The organism is Streptococcus sp., assembly GCF_032481935.1.
Classification (GTDB): domain Bacteria; phylum Bacillota; class Bacilli; order Lactobacillales; family Streptococcaceae; genus Streptococcus.
In genome coordinates this window covers 1-18,689 of record NZ_JAWERU010000032.1, presented here as the reverse complement: position 1 = coordinate 18,689, position 18,689 = coordinate 1, and the positions used below count along the sequence as shown (strand labels likewise).

The window sequence follows — 18,689 nt, the reverse complement described above, 5'->3', positions numbered from 1 at the left end:
GGAACATCATGGGTGACGGTGCATTCAACATGTGCTACCCAGACGTTATCACAAACGTTCAATACGACCTTCCAGTTATCAACGTTGTCTTCTCAAATGGTAAATATGCCTTCATCAAGGACAAATACGAAGACACAAACAAACACTTGTTTGGTTGTGACTTCCCTAATGCTGACTATGCGAAAATCGCTGAAGCTCAAGGAGCTATTGGATTTACAGTTGACCGTATCGAAGACATCGACGCAGTTGTAGCAGAAGCTGTTAAATTGAACAAAGAAGGTAAAACTGTTGTCATCGATGCTCACATCACTCCACATCGTCCACTTCCAGTAGAAGTACTTGAGTTGGATCCAAAACAACACTCAGAAGAAGCAATCAAAGCCTTCAAGGAAAAATACGAAGCAGAAGAGCTCGTACCATTCCGCCTCTTCTTGGAAGAAGAAGGGTTGCAATCACGCGCAATCAAATAATTTCTCTCGTGGAACTTAAAAAGATCGGAGAAATCCGGTCTTTTTATGGAGGATAGTAAATGAATTTAAATCAATTAGATATTATCGTTTCAAATGTTCCCCAGGTCTGTTCTGACTTGGAGCGTATCTTGGATAAGAAGGCAGACTATGTTGATGATGGTTTTGCTCAGTTCACGATTGGTAACCACTGCCTCATGTTATCACAAAATCATTTAATTCCTTTGGAAGATTTTCAGTCAGGAATCATTATTCATATCGAGGTTGAGGATCTAAATCAGAATTACCAACGATTAAAAGAGATTGGTGTCGAGATTTTACATGGGCCTTGTGAAACGGATTGGGGAACAGAGTCTTTATTAGTTAAAGGTCCTGCTGGTCTAGTGATTGATTTTTATCGTATGAAATAGGGTGCTTAGTCATTTGAAGTTAACCTTAACTATTTTTAAAACAGAAATTGAGAACATAAACTATTAAAAGATCGGAGAAATCCGGTCTTTTTCTTTCATTTCTGTTAAAATAGATTCATCATCATGTTTTAAGGAGAAAAAAGATGCCAACAACTTTCTTTCTATTAATTGGATTAATGATGTTAGGCTTTGCTGCCTTCACCTATTTTATGTTTTCCTATTTTATATTTAGTAATTATAGCAATGCCAAGAGATGTACCGAAAGAACGGAAGGAGTTATTATCCGATATTCCTATGCTCTTTATAATGGGATTAGTCTCCCAGTTGTTGAATACACTGTTGATGGAAACCAATACAAGGTCGTAGGGCCTAAATTTCTATCTGCTATTTCAAATACAATCAGTACTCCCTTAGGTTCAATCGTATCTGATGTAAAAATGGATACTTTTGAAAATGGTGAAATTCCACAAGTTTTAAGATACAAAGTTAAGGGGAATAGTTTTTTGTCTTTTACAAAATCTCCTCTTATAGAACGCTTTCCAATTGGTGGAAAAGTTGCTGTTTATTATGATCCTAAAAAACCAAAACATTCCTATGTAGAAAGACCACTAAGACCTGGGCGATATGCATGGTTGGTAAAATGTTTTATCTATCTTAATGTTTTTATTATGGTTGCTCTAGCTTTCTTTATCATGTTCATTCTTCCAAATCTTATGAAATAAAGCAGTTTTGTATACAAACTTCAACTACCCTATTTGGCTTCTATGTTCATCGTAGAAGCTTTTTTATAAAGAAAATGCTTTTCTTAAAATATTTTTTGGGGCTATTTCAGCTTTATTTAAATGTTTGATAGTATAATAGTACCAGTAAATTATGTGAGGTAAAGTGATGACAGAAATACTACAATTTCCAGAGGGTTTCCTCTGGGGTGGTGCTACGGCAGCTAATCAATGTGAGGGTGCTTACAATTTAGACGGTCGTGGATTGGCGAATGTTGATGTTATTCCAATCGGTAAGGATCGTGAAGCCATTATCACAGGTCAGAAAAAGATGTTTTCTTTTGAGGAGGGCTATTTTTACCCAGCCAAGGAAGCTATTGATATGTACCATCATTACAAGGAAGATATTGCCCTTTTTGCAGAAATGGGGTTTAAGACTTATCGGCTTTCTATTGCTTGGACTCGGATTTTTCCTAAGGGCGACGAAAGCGTGCCAAATGAAGCTGGTTTGGCTTTTTATGAGGATTTGTTTAAGGAATGCCAGAAGTATGGAATCCAACCTCTGGTAACTATTACGCATTTCGACTGTCCTATGCACTTGATTGAAGAATACGGTGGATGGCGCAATCGTCGTATGTTGGACTTTTACGCAAATCTCTGTCGCACCCTTTTTACTCGTTACAAGGGCTTGGTTAAGTACTGGCTAACCTTCAACGAAATCAATATGATTTTGCATGCCCCCTTTTTAGGAGCAGGAATTTGTTTTGAAGAAGGAGAAAATCAAGAACAAATCAAATACCAAGCGGCTCACCATGAGTTGGTAGCCTCAGCTCTTGCGACTAAAATTGCTCACGAAATTGACTCAGAAAATAAGGTTGGATGTATGTTGGCGGCGGGGCAATACTATCCCAATACAGCTCATCCGAGAGACTACTGGGCAGCCATGGAGGAAGACCGTAAGAGTTACTTCTTCATTGATGTCCAAGCGCGTGGGGAATACCCGAATTACGCCAAGAAGCAGTGGGAACGTGAGGGAATTGAGATTGAAATGACAGCAGAGGATTTGGTCTTGTTGAAGAATCACACTGTTGACTTTGTTTCCTTCTCTTACTATGCGAGCCGAGTGGCCTCAGGAGATCCAGAAGTGACGGATTTGACAGCTGGAAATGTCTTTGCCTCCATCAAAAATCCTTATCTAGAATCCTCAGAATGGGGGTGGCAGATTGACCCATTGGGGCTTCGTATTACCCTCAATGCTATCTGGGATCGTTACCAAAAGCCTATGTTCATCGTAGAGAATGGCCTCGGTGCTATTGATACACCGGATGAGAATGGTTATGTAGAAGATGACTATCGGATTGATTATCTAGAAGCCCACATCAAGGCTATGCGAGATGCCATTTACCAAGATGGAGTTAACTTGCTTGGTTATACGACTTGGGGTTGTATCGATCTGGTTTCAGCTGGAACAGGCGAAATGAACAAGCGCTATGGCTTTATCTATGTTGATCGTGATAATGAAGGTCATGGAAGTCTCAAACGTAGCAAGAAGAAGTCCTTCTACTGGTACAAGGATGTCATTGCCAGTAATGGTGCAAGCATTGAGTAGAACACATTTGTTCACTATTTTTATAAAATCTTCTCCCTTCTTTATAAGATAGAAAAAAGAGTTCAATTAGGACTCTTTTTTTGCTATAATGAGGGTGAAAAATCAGATAGGAGATGAAACATGTCAGAACCATTATTTTTAAATTCCGTTATGCAAGAAAAAATCTGGGGAGGTACCAAACTTCGTGATGAGTTTGGCTATGACATCCCGAGCGAAAAGATTGGTGAGTATTGGGCAATCTCAGCTCACCCAAATGGTGTTTCCAAGGTAGCCAATGGTCGCTTTGAGGGAATCGACTTAGCTACTTTGTATGCGGAACACCGTGAGTTATTTGGTAACCGTCCAGAGCCAGTATTTCCGCTTTTAACAAAAATCCTTGATGCCAATGACTGGCTCAGTGTTCAAGTTCACCCAGATGATGCTTATGGCCTAGAACATGAGGGCGAACTCGGAAAAACAGAATGTTGGTACATTATTGCTGCAGATGAGGGTTCAGAAATTATTTACGGCCATAACGCTAAGTCAAAAGAAGAACTCCGCCAGCAAATCGAAGATAAAAACTGGGATGCCTTGTTAACAAAAGTTCCTGTAAAAGCTGGAGATTTCTTCTATGTTCCAAGTGGAACCATGCATGCTATTGGAGCAGGTATCTTGATCCTTGAAACACAACAGTCTAGTGATACAACCTACCGTGTCTATGACTTTGACCGTAAGGATGACAATGGTAACTTGCGCGAGCTTCACCTTGAAAAATCCATCGACGTATTGAATATCGGAGAGCCTGCTAACAGCCGTCCTGTAACCGTCAAAGCAGACGATTTGCGTTCAACTCTCCTTGTATCCAATGAATTCTTCGCAGTTTACAAGTGGGAAATCACTGGAAAAGTTGACTTTGAAAAAACAGCTGACTACAGCCTGTTCAGTGTCTTAGCTGGTCAAGGGAAACTAACTGTGGACAGCAAAGATTATCCAATTCAAAAAGGTAGCCACTTTATCCTACCAAGTGATGTTGAATCTTGGATCTTAGAAGGGCAAGGTCTGGAATTGATTGTTAGCCATCCATAAAAAAGAAAGGGCCTGAGTTCACTACTCAAGTCCTTTTTGATTACATAAATTGGGCGATGAAGACCACGATGATGATGATTGGAATGATGAAACGAAGAAGGAAGAGCCAGACTTGGAAAAGTCCTTGTTTCCATGCACTTTCATCAAGATGGAGTTCCTCCATAGCAAGAGCCTTTTTGAAGATATAGCCTGTAAAAAGTGAAAGGCAGAGAGCTCCAAATGGCATGAGGAGATTGGAAACCAAGAAGTCCATAGCATCAAAGAAAGTTTTTCCAAAGATATGAACATCTGCCATAACACCGTAAGATAGGGCTGAAGGAATTCCAAAGACAAAGGTCAAGATTCCTAAAATGGTACTCCACTTGGCACGCTTGCTGTTGTCCTGGTTGGTGATATTACCCACATTGATTTCCAGCATTACGACAGAAGAAGTGACTGTCGCAAAGAGGAAGAGCAAGAGGAAGAGGATGTAGAAAATACTTCCAAAAGGCATCTTATCAAAGAGTTGTGGCAAGACAATAAAGAGGAGACTTGGACCACCTTCAGACTGGATGTTAAAGGCTGACATAGCTGGGAAAATAGCTAATCCTGCCATGATGGATACAGAGATGTTCATGGCAACGATGGACATACCTGATTGGACCAGATTGGTTTTCTTATCCAAGTAAGAAGCATAGGTCAACATGGCAGTAACACCGAGCGATAGTGCAAAGAAAGATTGTCCCAGAGCATAGAGGAGTCCGGTGCTTGTCAGTTTTGAAAAGTCAGGTTTGAGGAAGTAAACTACACCTTCCATGGCATTTGGCAAGCTGAGAGAGCGCCCGATAATAATGACAAAGATGATAAAGAGCAGGGGCATCATAACCTTAGATGCTCTTTCAATCCCTTTTTGAACCCCTTTAGACACGATAAAGATGTTGAGGAAGATGAAGAGGGCTTGGGAACCGAGGGCAATCCATGGATTTGAAATAATATCTGTGAAGAGCTGGGCATAATCACTGCTAATCCCAACTTGGAAGGCTTTAGCAATAGCGATACCTAGATAAACTAAAACCCATCCACCAATAACACTGTAAAAAGATAAGAGGATGAAAAGGGCAAAGGCACCAATCCAACCGATAAAATTGTAGTTCTTGTTATCGCCCAATTTTCCAAAGGTCTTGATTGCTGACACGCCAGCGCTCCGACCGAGGGCAAATTCAGCGAGCAAGAGGGGGAATCCAATCAATAGTGTCGAGATGAGAAAGACAAGTAAAAATCCACCTCCACCATTGGCTGCAGTCATGTATGGAAACTTCCAAACAGCTCCAAGACCAATAGCAGAACCAGCAGACGCAAGGATGAAGCCCAGTTTCGAGCCCCATTGCGATTTTTCAGACATAGTAAAACTCCGATCTATTTTTTAAAATAAGAAAAGGCTACTTGAGTTGTCAAATAGCCTTCTCTCAATGACTCTTTATGAGCTTTTTATTTGATTGATAGACTTGATTATCCTATCATGATTTTTCAAGTCTGTCAAGAAAATCAATTTTACGTTTTCATAAATCTTAATAAAATACTTGACTCTCCCCAAAGGGGAGGGTATATACTAATTATGTGAGGAGGAAATCATGTACCATATCAAAGAAGCTGCGCAGCTTTCAGGCGTTTCTATCAAGACCCTTTACCATTATGATAAGATAGGACTCTTGATCCCATTAAAGTCAGAAAATGGCTATCGGACCTACAGTCAAGAAGATTTAGAACGACTTCAGGTTATCCTTTATTACAAGTATCTAGGTTTTTCTTTAGAAAAAATAGCAGAGCTATTGAAGGAAGAAAAGATGAACTTGTTACCACATTTGACGAGACAGTTGGATTACCTGACTCGAGAAAGACAACATTTGGATACCTTAATTTCAACCTTACAAAAAACCATTCAAGAACAAAAAGGAGAAAGAAAAATGACTATTGAGGAAAAATTCACTGGATTTAGCTATCAAGACAATCAAAAATACCACCAAGAGGCGGTAGACAAGTATGGCCAAGAAGTCATGGACCAGGCTCTCGAGCGTCAAAAAGGACGAGAGGATGAAGCTACAACAGCCTTTAATCAAATCTTTCAAGCCTTGGCACAAAATCTACAATCTGGTCTGCCGATAACAGCATCTGAAAACCAAGAGGAAGCAGCCAAGCTCTTGCAAGCCATTCGTACCTATGGATTTGACTGTTCTATGGAAGTCTTCGGTCATATCGGAAAAGGCTATGTCTATAATCCAGAGTTTAAGGAAAATATTGACAAATTTGGCCCAGGGACAGCTCAGTACACATCAGATGTTATTGCCCACTATGTAAGCACACAAACTCGATAAAACTCAAAGACTAAGCTAGGACTGACAAAGCCAGTAACAGAATTTTAATTGGAGGACACAGACCTAGCTTGAAGATTAGACAAGCTAAAAATCGGCGGAGTAATCTCTGCCGATTTACTGTTATTTGAGTTGGTAAGACCAGTCTTCATCATCCTTGTAGTAAAAGAACTCACTGAGATCTTCTTCAAGAAAAACACGAAGCATATCAGACATATCCTCAGTAGCTAGTTTAAGATGAGATAGATTTTCAAAATCCTCCCACCAGACTTTTCCTTCGTCTGAAGATTGGAGCTCACCAGTAAAGTGTTCAGTTTTGTAAAAGAGGACAACATAGCGATAATCTGCATCATCATACCAATCTTTGATACCACAGAGCTGAGATTTAGAAATGGTCAGACCAGTTTCTTCCTCCACTTCACGAATGACAGCATCGACAAAGGACTCGCCACGTTCAACATGGCCGCCAGGAAAAGTAATGCCAGGCTAGTTAGGACTAACTCGATCTTGAACCAAAATCTTGTCCCCATTTTTAATCATACACATGTTGACAAATTCGACTGATTCTCTTCTGTTCATCTTATTTTTCCTATTTTGTTAGTAATTTTTCTACCACGTTTAACTTTCGCATGGTCAGATCAACGCCGAACAGCTTTTCGAGATAGTTGGTATTAAGCTTTTTTCGTTTTGCAGTTCTAGGGAGATAGAGATAAAGACAATGGTTGCCGATACAAATTTCTTCTTCACCATAGTCACTATCCAATTTTTCAAATGGTAGACTTTGGATAGCATTCTGGAAAAGAATTATATGTATACGGTCATAAAGATAGTGTTCTCCAAACGGATTTTCTTGGACAATTTTTGTAAAATCACTCTTATTTTTAATGACCATTTTTAAGTCGGCTCCGATTTTTTCTTTTATTAGAGTATGGACTTGTTCTCGTATTTCTTCTATGGCTAAGTCGCTTTCAAGAATAATATTTCCACTTTGAATATAAGTTCGAACGTGTTGAAAACCAGCCTCTGTTAAGATATCTACCAGATAAGACATTTTAGGGATAGCATTTTGTCCATTCGGTGTAACACCTCTCAGTAAAATAATATGTTCCAAAATAGCTCCTTTCTTATCCAATATCTTTAGATACTATATCATTTATAGTTCTAGTTTGAGCCTGCCACCCAGCCGGTGCAGAGGGCGGAAGTGATGTTAAATCCCCCCGTATGGGCATTGATATCTAGTACCTCACCAGCAAAGTGGAGTCCAGGTACTAGCTTACTTTCCAGCGTTTTAGGATTGATTTCCTTGAGACTAACGCCACCTTTAGTTACAAAAGATTTTGCTAGCGACATCTTTCCAGTTACAGGGATTTTAAGAGCCTTGATGGACTGGACAAGTTGGGCGCGTTCCTTTTCTGTTAGTTGTTTGACTTTTTCAGGATATCCTTGCACGAAAAAGTCTGCCAAGCGTTCAGGGAGTAAAGTTTTTAAGGCATTTTTCAAGGACTTTTCACGGTTCTCTTCTAAAAAGTCAACTAAGTCACCTTCTGAAAGTTGTGGCAAGACATCTAGAGAGAGAATTTCCCCACCCTTGACAAAGCTAGACATGCGTAGCGCAGCAGGACCTGACAAACCAAAGTGGGTAAAGAGTAGGTCATGAGTGATGACATGCTTGCCATAGCTTAGGGTCACATCGTCTAGGGAAATTCCCTGCAAAGCCTTGTGTGGGAAATCTGTCAACAATGGGCTTTCAGCAGCTTCGAGTTCGGTAATAGTGTGTTTGAAATGGCGGGCGATTTCGTGACCAAAACCAGTAGAGCCAGTAGAAGGATAGGATTTTCCACCTGTTGTGACAATGAGTTTATCACAAGTGAAGGTTTGGTCTGTAGACTTAAGGACAAACTGGTCGTCAATCTTTTTAACAGAAACAATCTCTGTTTGAGTGGCAACTTGCCCACCTAGCTCCATGATTTTCTTTTCCAGTGCTTCGATAATGGTCCGAGATTTGTCGCTGGCTGGAAAGACACGCCCGTGGTCCTCAACCTTGAGTTTTACGCCATTTTCAGTAAAAAAGTTGATAATATCATGGTTATCAAACTGGGAGAAGACGCTGTAAAGAAAGCGCCCATTTCCAGGGATTCCAGCTAATAGGTCATCTAGAGTTCCATTGTTGGTCACGTTGCAGCGACCACCACCAGTACCAGCTAATTTTTTTCCGAGTTTTCGATTTTTTTCGATGAGAAGGGTTTTCTGCCCATAAAAGCTACTGGAAATGGTAGCCATCATACCAGCCGGGCCTCCCCCAATTACAATAGTGTCAAAATGTTTCATAAAAGTATTGTACCATAAAAAAACAAGAGATGATAAGTCATCTCCTGTTTGATTTATTAGTCAATTTCATATCCCATGAGGAGTCCACCCTCTTCTGCATAAAAACTGCAGAGTCCAGAGGTTGGGATAATCTTGATTTCAGCTTGTGGAAATTTTTCACGTAAGAGCTCTGAGAGCTGTTGGCAGAATTTATCATTACTGCGGTGAGCCATGACGATACGTCCACCAGCATAGCCAGCTTTGATTAACTCTTCATAGGCAGCTTGAAGAGATTTTTTAGCACCACGAGCCTTTTGGAGGAGTTCCAAGGTTCCAGTTTCACTTGCTTCCCCAACCATACGAATATTGAGGAGCCCAACAACTGTACCGATCAGTTTACTCAAGCGACCATTCTTAACCAGATTATCAACCTTAGCGAGAACGAACAATAACTTAGTTTTTTCTTGGTAAGCAGTAATAGCATTAACCACTTCTTCAAAAGAAAGTCCTTGATCAATCAAGTCATTGATTTTCTCAACGATTAGATCAACTTCCCCACCAGCAGACAAGCTGTCAATAACATGAATCTGAGTATCAGGATGTTCTTCGAGATAGAGATTCTTAGCTAATTGAGCGCTGTTTTGACTACCAGAAAGAGTTCCGGTAATGGTCACTACAAAAATATGGTTTGCCCCTTCAAATGCTCGCAAGTAATCATCAGGGCTAGGACAAGCTGATTTTGAAGCTTCAGAAGTTGCATACATGGTTTCCATCATTTTGTCAATATCAAGACTAGCATCGTCAATAAAGACTTGATCAGCCACTTGAATGGTTAAGGGAACACTGATGAATTCAGTATCAATTGCTGGATTTGCCAGTTGATGATAATCACAACCAGAGTCAGCTACAATCTTCCAAGTCATAGAAATTCTCCATCTTTATCACTTATACATTGACAAAGGTTCTGTCTTTTTTTACAATTATATCATGAAAAATCTTAAAACAAAAGTCTCGTCACTCTGTTGTCACAAGTAGAAAGGAAGTGTTATGGCCGAACGAAGAATTTCTGAAAATTCACTTGAAAATCTCAGAAAATCCAATCAAGAATCCAATTTACTGACCAGAGAAGCTATCGAAACAGCTCTCTTGCAACTTTTGGAGAAAAAGGAATTGACAAAGATTAGCATTTCTGAGTTGGTCAAACGTGCTGGTGTTTCCCGTGCAGCCTTTTATCGAAACTATGACTCCAAAGAAGAGATTTTAGAAAGTGTCTTTAAACGAAGCGTCCATAACATTATGGAGCAATTGAGCCATTACGATGTAAAAACGGACCTCTATCTGGTTTGGGTTCGCCTCTTTCGAGAAGCTAAGAAAGAGGCTAAGGTTATTCAGCTTGCCTTGGACTACCACTTGGAAAAAATTTTTGTGCAAGCCATGCAAGAATTTTTAGAAAAATACTATGGAAAATCAAAAGGAGTCAGCTCTTACCTGCATTCTTTTTGGAGTTCTGCCATCGTATCAGTTTTGCTTAAATGGATTAAGGATGGAATGAAGGTTCCTGCTGAAAAAATTGCAGATTTACGCCTACCATTTTTCAAAAAATAAACCAAGAGGAGAGAAGATATGACAGAAAAAAGACTGGCTTGGGATGAGTATTTTGCTGCTCAAGCTCTATTAATTGCCAATCGTTCAACCTGTAAACGCGCTAAGGTAGGAGCTGTTTTAGTCAAGGATAATAAGGTGATTTCAACAGGATACAATGGTTCTGTATCAGGAACGGAGCACTGTATTGACCACGACTGTCTGGTGATTGAGGGCCACTGTGTGCGCACTCTTCATGCAGAGGTAAATGCTATACTACAAGGAGCCGAACGTGGCGTTCCAAAAGGTTTCACAGCCTACGTTACACATTTTCCATGCCTCAACTGTACCAAGCAATTGCTTCAGGTAGGTTGTGAGCGTGTCGTGTATATCAATCAATACCGTATGGATGACTACGCCCAGTATCTCTATCGTGAAAAAGGTACCGAGTTGACCCATTTATCGCTAGAGACAGTACAAGCAGCTCTTCAAGAAGCAGATTTGATTTAGAAATTATAAAAAAATAGATGGTTTAGAAGGATTTTTAAACCATTTTTTGATATAATAAGAAGAATAAATTGAAAGAAGGAATTCAGAAAATGGGAAAACTTGAAGTCATTAATCATCCGCTCATTCAACACAAATTGTCAATCTTGCGTCGCACAGACACTTCTACAAAAGCTTTTCGTGAGTTAGTAGATGAAATTGCTATGTTGATGGGATATGAAGTGCTTCGTGATCTTCCGCTTGAAGACGTTGAAATCGAAACACCTATCACAAAAACAGTCCAAAAACAATTGGCTGGTAAAAAATTGGCAATTGTTCCAATCTTGCGTGCAGGTATCGGGATGGTCGATGGGCTGTTGAGCTTGGTTCCAGCAGCCAAAGTTGGACATATTGGTATGTACCGTGACGAAGAAACTCTTCAACCAGTAGAATACTTGGTTAAATTACCTGAAGATATCGACCAACGTCAAATTTTTGTGGTTGACCCTATGCTTGCAACAGGTGGTTCTGCAATCTTGGCTGTTGATTCCCTCAAAAAACGTGGAGCATCAAACATCAAATTTGTCTGCCTTGTATCTGCTCCAGAAGGTGTAAAAGCTCTTCAAGAAGCTCACCCAGATGTAGAAATCTTTACAGCAGCTTTGGATGAACGCTTGAACGAACATGGCTATATTGTTCCAGGTCTTGGTGACGCTGGAGACCGTTTGTTCGGAACTAAGTAAAATTCTAAGCTTACCCTAAAACTGTTCATTAGTTTTAGTCTAGAAAGGAGGTTAAATTTTTGTGTCTGTTTTTAGGATAGAGCAAAAATTTGACCTTTTTTGACCAAAAAGATATAATAGTCCTGTATCAAGTCGCTTGACTAGGAAATTTAGAAATCAGAAGGAGAAATGAATGATTCCTGTAGTTATTGAACAAACAAGTCGTGGAGAACGTTCATATGACATTTACTCACGTCTTTTAAAAGATCGTATCATTATGTTGACTGGACCAGTCGAAGACAATATGGCCAATTCAGTTATCGCCCAATTGCTTTTTTTGGATGCCCAAGATAGTACAAAAGATATCTACCTTTATGTAAATACTCCAGGTGGTTCTGTATCAGCTGGTTTGGCAATCGTTGATACTATGAACTTTATCAAGGCAGATGTCCAAACCATTGTTATGGGGATGGCTGCTTCAATGGGAACAATCATTGCTTCAAGTGGAGCAAAAGGCAAGCGTTTTATGCTTCCAAATGCCGAGTACATGATTCACCAACCGATGGGTGGTACAGGTGGTGGTACACAGCAAACAGATATGGCGATTGCTGCTGAACACTTGCTTAAAACTCGTAAAACTTTGGAGCAAATTCTTGCAGATAATTCTGGTAAATCAGTTGAGCAAATCCATGCAGATGCTGAACGTGATTACTGGATGAGCGCTCAAGAAACACTTGAATATGGTTTCATTGATGAAATCATGGCTAATAATTCTTTGAATTAAACTACTAAAGCAAGCTCGACTGAGCTTGCTTTTTTTGATATAATAGTAAGAAGATTGTTAGAAGGAAGTTGTAATATGTTTCAAAAAGAGAATCGGTCTGGTCTGATTATCTACCTATACTATAATCGTGATGCAAAAAAAATCGATAATTATGGTGATATTTGTTACCACTCAAAAAAACACCGTTATCTGCAACTTTATGTCCCAACAGAAGAAGTGGAAGAACTGGTTAGCCGTTTAGGAAAAGAGAAATTTGTCAAAAAAGTGAGACGATGTCATATCCAAGAATTGGAAACTCCCTTTGTTGGTAGTCTCTACAGAAATAACGAAAACGTTATCATGTAAAAATTCAGATAAATGTGTTGACAATTTTCTGATAATTCGGTATATTCTTAACATGTAATTTAAATTAAGAAATTAAAAGGAGATAAACATGAAGAAAAAATTTGCCTTGTCACTTGTAGCTCTTGCAAGTGTGGCTGTTTTAGCAGCTTGTGGAGAAGTGAAGTCAGGAGCTTCAAACTCAACTGGTAACCCAGTGGATGAGAAAGTCGTTAAAATTGGTTTCAACTTTGAAGAAACCGGTGCTGTAGCATCTTACGGTACATCTGAACAAAAAGGTGCCCAACTTGCAGTTGATGAAATTAACGCAGCAGGTGGTATCGATGGAAAACAAATCGAAGTAGTAGACAAAGATAACAAATCTGAAACTGCTGAAGCTGCTTCAGTTTCAACAAACCTTGTTACTCAATCTAAAGTAGCAGCTATCGTAGGACCTGCAACTTCAGGTGCAACTGCAGCAGCAGTAGCAAATGCTACACAAGCTGGAGTTCCATTGATTTCTCCAAGTGCTACTCAAGATGGTTTGACAAAAGGTCAAGATTTCCTTTTCATCGGAACATTCCAAGATAGCTTCCAAGGGAAAATCATTTCTAACTATGTTACAAACAAGTTGAACGCTAAGAAAGTAGTCTTATATACAGATAACTCAAGTGACTACGCTAAAGGAATTGCAAAATCATTCCGTGATTCATTCTCAGGCGAAATCGTAGCAGATGAAACATTTGTATCAGGTGACACTGACTTCCAAGCAGCTTTGACAAAAATCAAAGATAAAGACTTTGATGCAATCGTATTGCCAGGTTACTATACAGAAGCTGGTAAGATTGTAAACCAAGCTCGTGGTATGGGAATTGATAAACCAATCATCGGTGGTGATGGATTCAACGGTGCAGAGTTTGTTCAACAAGCAACAGCTGAACGCGCATCAAATATCTACTTCATCTCAGGATTCTCAACTACTGTAGAGGTTTCAGATAAAGCAAAAGCCTTCCTTGAAGCTTACCGTGCAAAATACAACGAAGATCCTTCAACATTTTCAGCTCTTGCTTATGACTCAGTTTACCTTGTAGCTAATGCAGCAAAAGGGGCAAAAACTTCAGTTGATATCAAGAACAATCTTGCTAAAACACAAAACTTCGAAGGTGTTACAGGTCAAACAAGCTTTGATGCAGATCACAACACTGTGAAAACAGCCTTCATGATGACCATGAATAATGGTAAAGTAGAAGCGGCAGAAGTCGTAAAACCATAATTATAGATACAGGAAATGGGGAATGAGCTTTTACTCACTCCCTGTTTCAGTGTTTATGAAAGGATTATTTTTTTATAAAAATCCTAAAAAATAAAACTTAGAAAGAGTGAACCATATGCTTCAACAACTTGTCAATGGTCTAATCTTGGGGAGTGTCTATGCGCTGCTAGCCCTAGGTTATACTATGGTTTATGGAATTATCAAGCTCATTAACTTTGCCCACGGTGATATTTATATGATGGGTGCTTTCATGGGTTATTTCTTGATTAATTCCTTGCAATTAAATTTCTTTGTTGCCTTGATCTTATCGATGATCGGTACTGCAATTCTCGGTGTTATCATTGAGTTCCTAGCTTATCGTCCATTACGTCATTCAACTCGTATCTCTGTACTGATTACAGCTATCGGGGTATCCTTCTTACTGGAGTATGGGATGGTCTATCTGGTAGGTGCCAATACACGTGCCTTTCCTCAAGCAATCCAAACAGTGCGTTATGATTTGGGACCAATCAGTCTAACAAATATTCAATTGTTGATTTTGACTGTCTCACTTGTTTTGATGGTTCTTCTACAACTCATCGTACAAAAAACTAAGATGGGGAAAGCCATGCGTGCCGTTTCTGTAGATAGTGATGCTGCTCAGCTGATGGGGATTAACGTGAACCGTACAATCAGTTTCACCTTTGCATTGGGTTCAGCTCTAGCTGGTGCAGCGGGTGTCTTGATTGCACTTTACTATAACTCTCTTGAACCATTGATGGGAATGACTCCAGGTATTAAATCATTTGTGGCTGCCGTTCTTGGTGGTATCGGAATTATCCCTGGTGCAGCTCTGGGTGGCTTTGTTATTGGTCTTTTAGAGACATTTGCTACCGCCTTCGGAATGTCAGATTTCCGTGATGCCATCGTGTATGGAATCTTGCTCTTAATCTTGATTGTTCGCCCAGCTGGTATCCTCGGTAAGAATGTGAAAGAGAAGGTGTAAACAATGAAAGAAAATTTAAAAGTTAACATTCTATGGTTATTCCTTTTGTTGCTTGGATATGGTTTGATTAGCCTATTGGTTTCAGTAGGAGTCTTGAATCTTTTCCATATTCAGATTATTGAACAAATCGGTATCAATATTATTCTAGCAGTAGGTCTTAACCTAATCGTTGGGTTCTCTGGTCAGTTTTCACTTGGACATGCTGGATTTATGGCTATTGGTGCTTATGCAGCAGCCATTATCGGATCAAAATCTCCAACCTATGGTGCATTCTTTGGAGCTATGTTGCTCGGCGCCATCATTGCTGGTTTGGTTGCCCTCATCGTAGGAATTCCTACACTCCGTTTGAAGGGAGATTATCTTGCAGTTGCGACACTTGGTGTTGCTGAAATTATTCGTATCTTCATTATTAATGGTGGAAGCCTTACAAACGGTGCTGCTGGTATTTTGGGAATTCCTAACTTTACAACTTGGCAAATGGTATATTTCTTTGCTGTGATTACAACGATTGCTACTCTTAATTTCCTTCGTAGTCCTATCGGACGTTTAACCTTATCAGTTCGTGAAGATGAGATTGCTGCTGAGTCAGTAGGGGTAAATACTACAAAAATTAAAATCATTGCTTTTGTTTTTGGTGCTGTTACTGCAAGTATCGCAGGTACTCTTCAATCAGGATTTATCGGATCAGTCGTACCAAAAGATTACACGTTTATCAACTCTATCAATGTCTTGATTATCGTTGTATTTGGTGGTTTAGGATCCATTACAGGGGCAATTGTTGCGGCGATTGTTCTTGGAATCTTGAACATGCTCCTTCAAGATGTGGCCAGCGTTCGTATGATTATCTATGCTTTGGCCTTGGTACTCGTTATGATCTTCAGACCAGGTGGTCTTCTTGGGACATGGGAATTGAGCCTATCACGTCTCTTTAAAAAAGGTAAGAAGGAGGGACAAAACTAATGGCATTACTTGAAGTAAAAAATTTAACCAAACATTTTGGTGGTCTGACTGCCGTTGGGGACGTCACTCTCGAATTGAACGAAGGTGAACTTGTTGGTTTGATTGGACCGAATGGTGCTGGGAAAACAACCCTCTTCAACTTGTTGACAGGTGTTTATGAACCTAGCGAAGGGACAGTAACCTTGGATGGTCACTTATTAAATGGCAAGCAACCCTATAAAATCGCATCTCTTGGTTTAGGGCGTACCTTCCAAAATATCCGCCTCTTCAAGGATTTGACAGTTTTGGATAACGTTCTGATTGCATTTAGTAATCATCATAAACAACATGTTTTTGCAAGTTTCTTGCGCTTACCAGCTTTTTATAAGAATGAAAAAGAATTGAAAGCTAAAGCCTTAGAATTACTAAAAATCTTTGATTTGGATGGAGATGCTGAAACTCTAGCTAAAAATTTAGCCTATGGTCAACAACGTCGTTTAGAAATTGTTCGTGCTCTTGCTACAGAACCTAAAATCCTTTTCTTGGATGAGCCTGCAGCGGGTATGAATCCACAAGAAACTGCAGAATTGACTGAGTTGATTCGTCGCATCAAGGATGAATTCAACATTACTATTATGCTGATTGAACATGATATGAACTTGGTTATGGAAGTTACTGAGCGTATCTATGTTCTTGAGTACGGTCGTTTGATTGCTCATGGAACACCAGATGAAATCAAGAATAATAAACGTGTTATCGAAGCTTATCTAGGAGGTGAAGCCTAATGTCTATGTTAAAAGTTGAAAACCTCTCAGTACACTACGGTATGATTCAAGCTGTACGTGATGTGAGCTTTGAAGTAAACGAAGGAGAAGTTGTTTCCCTTATCGGTGCCAACGGGGCTGGTAAAACAACCATCCTTCGTACCTTGTCAGGACTTGTTCGTCCAAGTTCTGGTAAAATTGAATTTTTGGGACAAGAAATCCAAAAGATGCCTGCACAAAAAATTGTGGCATCAGGACTTTCTCAAGTACCAGAAGGACGTCACGTCTTCCCTGGTTTGACAGTTATGGAAAACTTGGAGATGGGAGCCTTTCTTAAGAAAAATCGTGAAGAGAATCAAGCAAATTTGAAGAAAGTCTTTTCACGTTTCCCGCGTTTGGAAGAACGTAAAAACCAAGATGCAGCTACCCTTTCTGGTGGTGAGCAACAGATGCTTGCTATGGGACGTGCGCTTATGTCAACACCTAAACTTCTTCTCTTAGATGAACCTTCAATGGGGCTTGCACCAATTTTCATCCAAGAAATTTTTGATATCATCCAAGATATTCAAAAACAAGGTACAACTGTTCTTTTGATCGAGCAAAATGCCAATAAAGCACTAGCCATCGCAGATCGAGGCTATGTTCTTGAAACAGGTAAAATCGTTCTTTCAGGAACAGGTAAAGAACTCGCAGCATCAGACGAAGTCAGAAAAGCATATCTAGGTGGCTAAAACAATCCAGTGGATTGTTTTAGTCGGCGGATAAGGATTGCGTAGTAATCTTCGTATAGTCTGGGAGACTAGTTTAGGTTGCGAATAAAGATTACAAAGCAATCCATATTAGTCCGGGGGACCTTTTTAGTCGGCGGATAGAGATTGCTTGGCAATCATCAGATCCAGTGGATTGTTTTAGTCGACGGGAAAGATTGCCAAACAAATTACATAATCATAAGATTGAGGGCCCTAATATAGGGCTCTTTTTATAGTGTTTCAGAGTTTTCAGAATCTTGAAAAAGAGATGAAAGCGTTTGATTGATTTTCGTAAAAAGTGTATAATAAAGCTATAAACATAAAGGAGAGTTCCTATGGCAGTTAAAGATTTTATGACACGAAAGGTCGTATATATTAGCCCAGATACGACTGTAGCACATGCAGCAGACTTGATGCGCGAACAAGGTTTACATCGTCTTCCTGTTATTGAAAATGATAAATTAGTTGGTCTAGTAACAGAAGGAACAATTGCTGAAGCCAGTCCGTCAAAAGCAACAAGTCTTTCAATCTTTGAGATGAATTACTTGCTCAATAAAACAAAAGTAAAAGACGTCATGATTCGTGATGTTGTAACTGTCTCCGGTTATGCAAGTTTGGAAGATGCAACCTACCTTATGCTGAAAAACAAGATTGGAATCTTGCCAGTTATTGATAATGGACAAGTCTATGGCGTCATTACTGACCGTGATGTTTTCAGAGCATTTCTTGAAATTTCTGGTTATGGCGAAGAGGGAATCCGTGTTCGTTTTATCACAGAAAATGAAGTTGGGGTACTTGGTAAGATTGTTTCTTTAATCGTTGAGGAAAATCTTAATATTTCTCATACTGTTAATATTCCACGTAAAGATGGTAAGATTGTTATCGAAGTTCAAATTGAGGGAACGGTTGATCTAGCTACCTTTAAACAGAAATTTGAATCTGAGAGTATTCAGGTTGAAGAAATTACACAAACTTTAGCAAAAAAACTGTAAAAAATAAAATAGAAGCAGTTTTTACTTGCTAAAAAAATTTTTTTCTAGTATAATAATTTATTGTGAGCAAACCTCACTTACCCCTTGCAAAGTCTTGGGGTCATTAGACCAAAAGGAGGAACATATCAATGGCTAAATACGAAATTCTTTATATCATTCGTCCAAACA

At 39.5% G+C, this 18,689-nt stretch carries 22 protein-coding genes; 17 read left to right on the top strand and 5 right to left on the bottom strand.

What is annotated here, in order from left to right; all coding sequences use genetic code 11:
* The 5 genes from E7C97_RS07030 to manA form a co-directional block, all read left to right on the top strand.
* Window positions 1–470, top strand: a 470-nt coding sequence (locus E7C97_RS07030) for a thiamine pyrophosphate-dependent enzyme (RefSeq protein ID WP_316108589.1), incomplete at its 5' end; no start/stop codon positions are given.
* Between the two features lie 59 nt (window positions 471–529).
* Entirely contained in the window at window positions 530–877 is a 348-nt protein-coding gene (locus E7C97_RS07025; protein WP_316108588.1) for a VOC family protein, read from the top strand.
* Window positions 878–1,020: 143 nt separating this feature from the next.
* A complete protein-coding gene (locus tag E7C97_RS07020; protein ID WP_316108587.1) occupies window positions 1,021–1,599 on the top strand; it encodes a DUF3592 domain-containing protein in 579 nt (192 codons plus the stop codon).
* A gap of 166 nt (window positions 1,600–1,765) precedes the next feature.
* The gene (locus tag E7C97_RS07015) at window positions 1,766–3,205 is read left to right on the top strand and encodes a 6-phospho-beta-glucosidase (protein ID WP_316108586.1); all 1,440 of its coding nucleotides are present in this window, start codon (window positions 1,766–1,768) and stop codon (window positions 3,203–3,205) included.
* 120 nt (window positions 3,206–3,325) lie between these two features.
* Window positions 3,326–4,270 carry a mannose-6-phosphate isomerase, class I gene (gene manA / locus E7C97_RS07010; protein WP_316108585.1) on the top strand — a complete coding sequence of 315 codons (945 nt, stop codon included), beginning with the start codon at window positions 3,326–3,328 and terminating at the stop codon, window positions 4,268–4,270.
* 40 nt (window positions 4,271–4,310) lie between these two features.
* Here the strand turns inward: manA and E7C97_RS07005 are convergent, their stop codons facing one another.
* Window positions 4,311–5,651, bottom strand: a complete 1,341-nt coding sequence (locus E7C97_RS07005) for a sodium-dependent transporter (protein ID WP_316108584.1) — start codon at window positions 5,649–5,651, stop codon at window positions 4,311–4,313.
* A 229-nt stretch (window positions 5,652–5,880) separates the two neighbouring features.
* Here E7C97_RS07005 and E7C97_RS07000 point away from each other — a divergent pair, with 229 nt between their 5' ends.
* Window positions 5,881–6,621: a MerR family transcriptional regulator gene (locus E7C97_RS07000; RefSeq protein WP_316108583.1), complete on the top strand. Its 741-nt coding sequence runs from the start codon at window positions 5,881–5,883 to the stop codon at window positions 6,619–6,621.
* A gap of 120 nt (window positions 6,622–6,741) precedes the next feature.
* Here the strand turns inward: E7C97_RS07000 and E7C97_RS06995 are convergent, their stop codons facing one another.
* The 4 genes from E7C97_RS06995 to E7C97_RS06980 form a co-directional block, all read right to left on the bottom strand.
* Window positions 6,742–7,098 carry an 8-oxo-dGTP diphosphatase gene (locus E7C97_RS06995; RefSeq protein WP_316108590.1) on the bottom strand — a complete coding sequence of 119 codons (357 nt, stop codon included), beginning with the start codon at window positions 7,096–7,098 and terminating at the stop codon, window positions 6,742–6,744.
* Between the two features lie 109 nt (window positions 7,099–7,207).
* Window positions 7,208–7,729 carry a DUF1697 domain-containing protein gene (locus tag E7C97_RS06990; protein ID WP_061862833.1) on the bottom strand — a complete coding sequence of 174 codons (522 nt, stop codon included), beginning with the start codon at window positions 7,727–7,729 and terminating at the stop codon, window positions 7,208–7,210.
* Window positions 7,730–7,779: 50 nt separating this feature from the next.
* Window positions 7,780–8,946, bottom strand: coding sequence for an NAD(P)/FAD-dependent oxidoreductase (locus E7C97_RS06985; RefSeq protein ID WP_316108581.1), 1,167 nt, complete (start codon window positions 8,944–8,946; stop codon window positions 7,780–7,782).
* 56 nt (window positions 8,947–9,002) lie between these two features.
* The gene (locus tag E7C97_RS06980) at window positions 9,003–9,848 is read right to left on the bottom strand and encodes a DegV family protein (protein ID WP_316108579.1); all 846 of its coding nucleotides are present in this window, start codon (window positions 9,846–9,848) and stop codon (window positions 9,003–9,005) included.
* A 124-nt stretch (window positions 9,849–9,972) separates the two neighbouring features.
* Between E7C97_RS06980 and E7C97_RS06975 the strand changes: the two genes are divergently transcribed.
* From E7C97_RS06975 to E7C97_RS06925, 11 genes are all read left to right on the top strand, one after another.
* Window positions 9,973–10,530 carry a TetR/AcrR family transcriptional regulator gene (locus E7C97_RS06975; protein ID WP_000840875.1) on the top strand — a complete coding sequence of 186 codons (558 nt, stop codon included), beginning with the start codon at window positions 9,973–9,975 and terminating at the stop codon, window positions 10,528–10,530.
* A gap of 18 nt (window positions 10,531–10,548) precedes the next feature.
* Window positions 10,549–11,016, top strand: coding sequence for a cytidine/deoxycytidylate deaminase family protein (locus E7C97_RS06970; RefSeq protein WP_060956028.1), 468 nt, complete (start codon window positions 10,549–10,551; stop codon window positions 11,014–11,016).
* Between the two features lie 89 nt (window positions 11,017–11,105).
* Window positions 11,106–11,735: a uracil phosphoribosyltransferase gene (upp, locus tag E7C97_RS06965; protein ID WP_000517029.1), complete on the top strand. Its 630-nt coding sequence runs from the start codon at window positions 11,106–11,108 to the stop codon at window positions 11,733–11,735.
* A gap of 172 nt (window positions 11,736–11,907) precedes the next feature.
* Complete coding sequence (gene clpP, locus E7C97_RS06960; RefSeq protein WP_000613459.1) at window positions 11,908–12,498, top strand: ATP-dependent Clp protease proteolytic subunit ClpP; 591 nt, start codon at window positions 11,908–11,910, stop codon at window positions 12,496–12,498.
* A gap of 75 nt (window positions 12,499–12,573) precedes the next feature.
* The gene (locus tag E7C97_RS06955; RefSeq protein WP_060956026.1) at window positions 12,574–12,843 is read left to right on the top strand and encodes a YlbG family protein; all 270 of its coding nucleotides are present in this window, start codon (window positions 12,574–12,576) and stop codon (window positions 12,841–12,843) included.
* 88 nt (window positions 12,844–12,931) lie between these two features.
* Complete coding sequence (locus E7C97_RS06950; protein ID WP_316108577.1) at window positions 12,932–14,092, top strand: ABC transporter substrate-binding protein; 1,161 nt, start codon at window positions 12,932–12,934, stop codon at window positions 14,090–14,092.
* 115 nt (window positions 14,093–14,207) lie between these two features.
* Complete coding sequence (locus tag E7C97_RS06945) at window positions 14,208–15,077, top strand: branched-chain amino acid ABC transporter permease (protein WP_000941435.1); 870 nt, start codon at window positions 14,208–14,210, stop codon at window positions 15,075–15,077.
* A 3-nt stretch (window positions 15,078–15,080) separates the two neighbouring features.
* Entirely contained in the window at window positions 15,081–16,037 is a 957-nt protein-coding gene (locus E7C97_RS06940) for a branched-chain amino acid ABC transporter permease (RefSeq protein ID WP_316108576.1), read from the top strand.
* Window positions 16,037–16,801: an ABC transporter ATP-binding protein gene (locus tag E7C97_RS06935; RefSeq protein WP_049509414.1), complete on the top strand. Its 765-nt coding sequence runs from the start codon at window positions 16,037–16,039 to the stop codon at window positions 16,799–16,801. Before E7C97_RS06940 ends, E7C97_RS06935 begins: the two co-directional genes overlap by 1 nt.
* The gene (locus tag E7C97_RS06930) at window positions 16,801–17,511 is read left to right on the top strand and encodes an ABC transporter ATP-binding protein (protein ID WP_045763246.1); all 711 of its coding nucleotides are present in this window, start codon (window positions 16,801–16,803) and stop codon (window positions 17,509–17,511) included. The genes E7C97_RS06935 and E7C97_RS06930 overlap by 1 nt, the downstream gene beginning before the upstream one ends.
* A gap of 353 nt (window positions 17,512–17,864) precedes the next feature.
* Window positions 17,865–18,521, top strand: coding sequence for a CBS domain-containing protein (locus tag E7C97_RS06925; protein WP_316108572.1), 657 nt, complete (start codon window positions 17,865–17,867; stop codon window positions 18,519–18,521).
* Window positions 18,522–18,689: the final 168 nt, after the last annotated feature.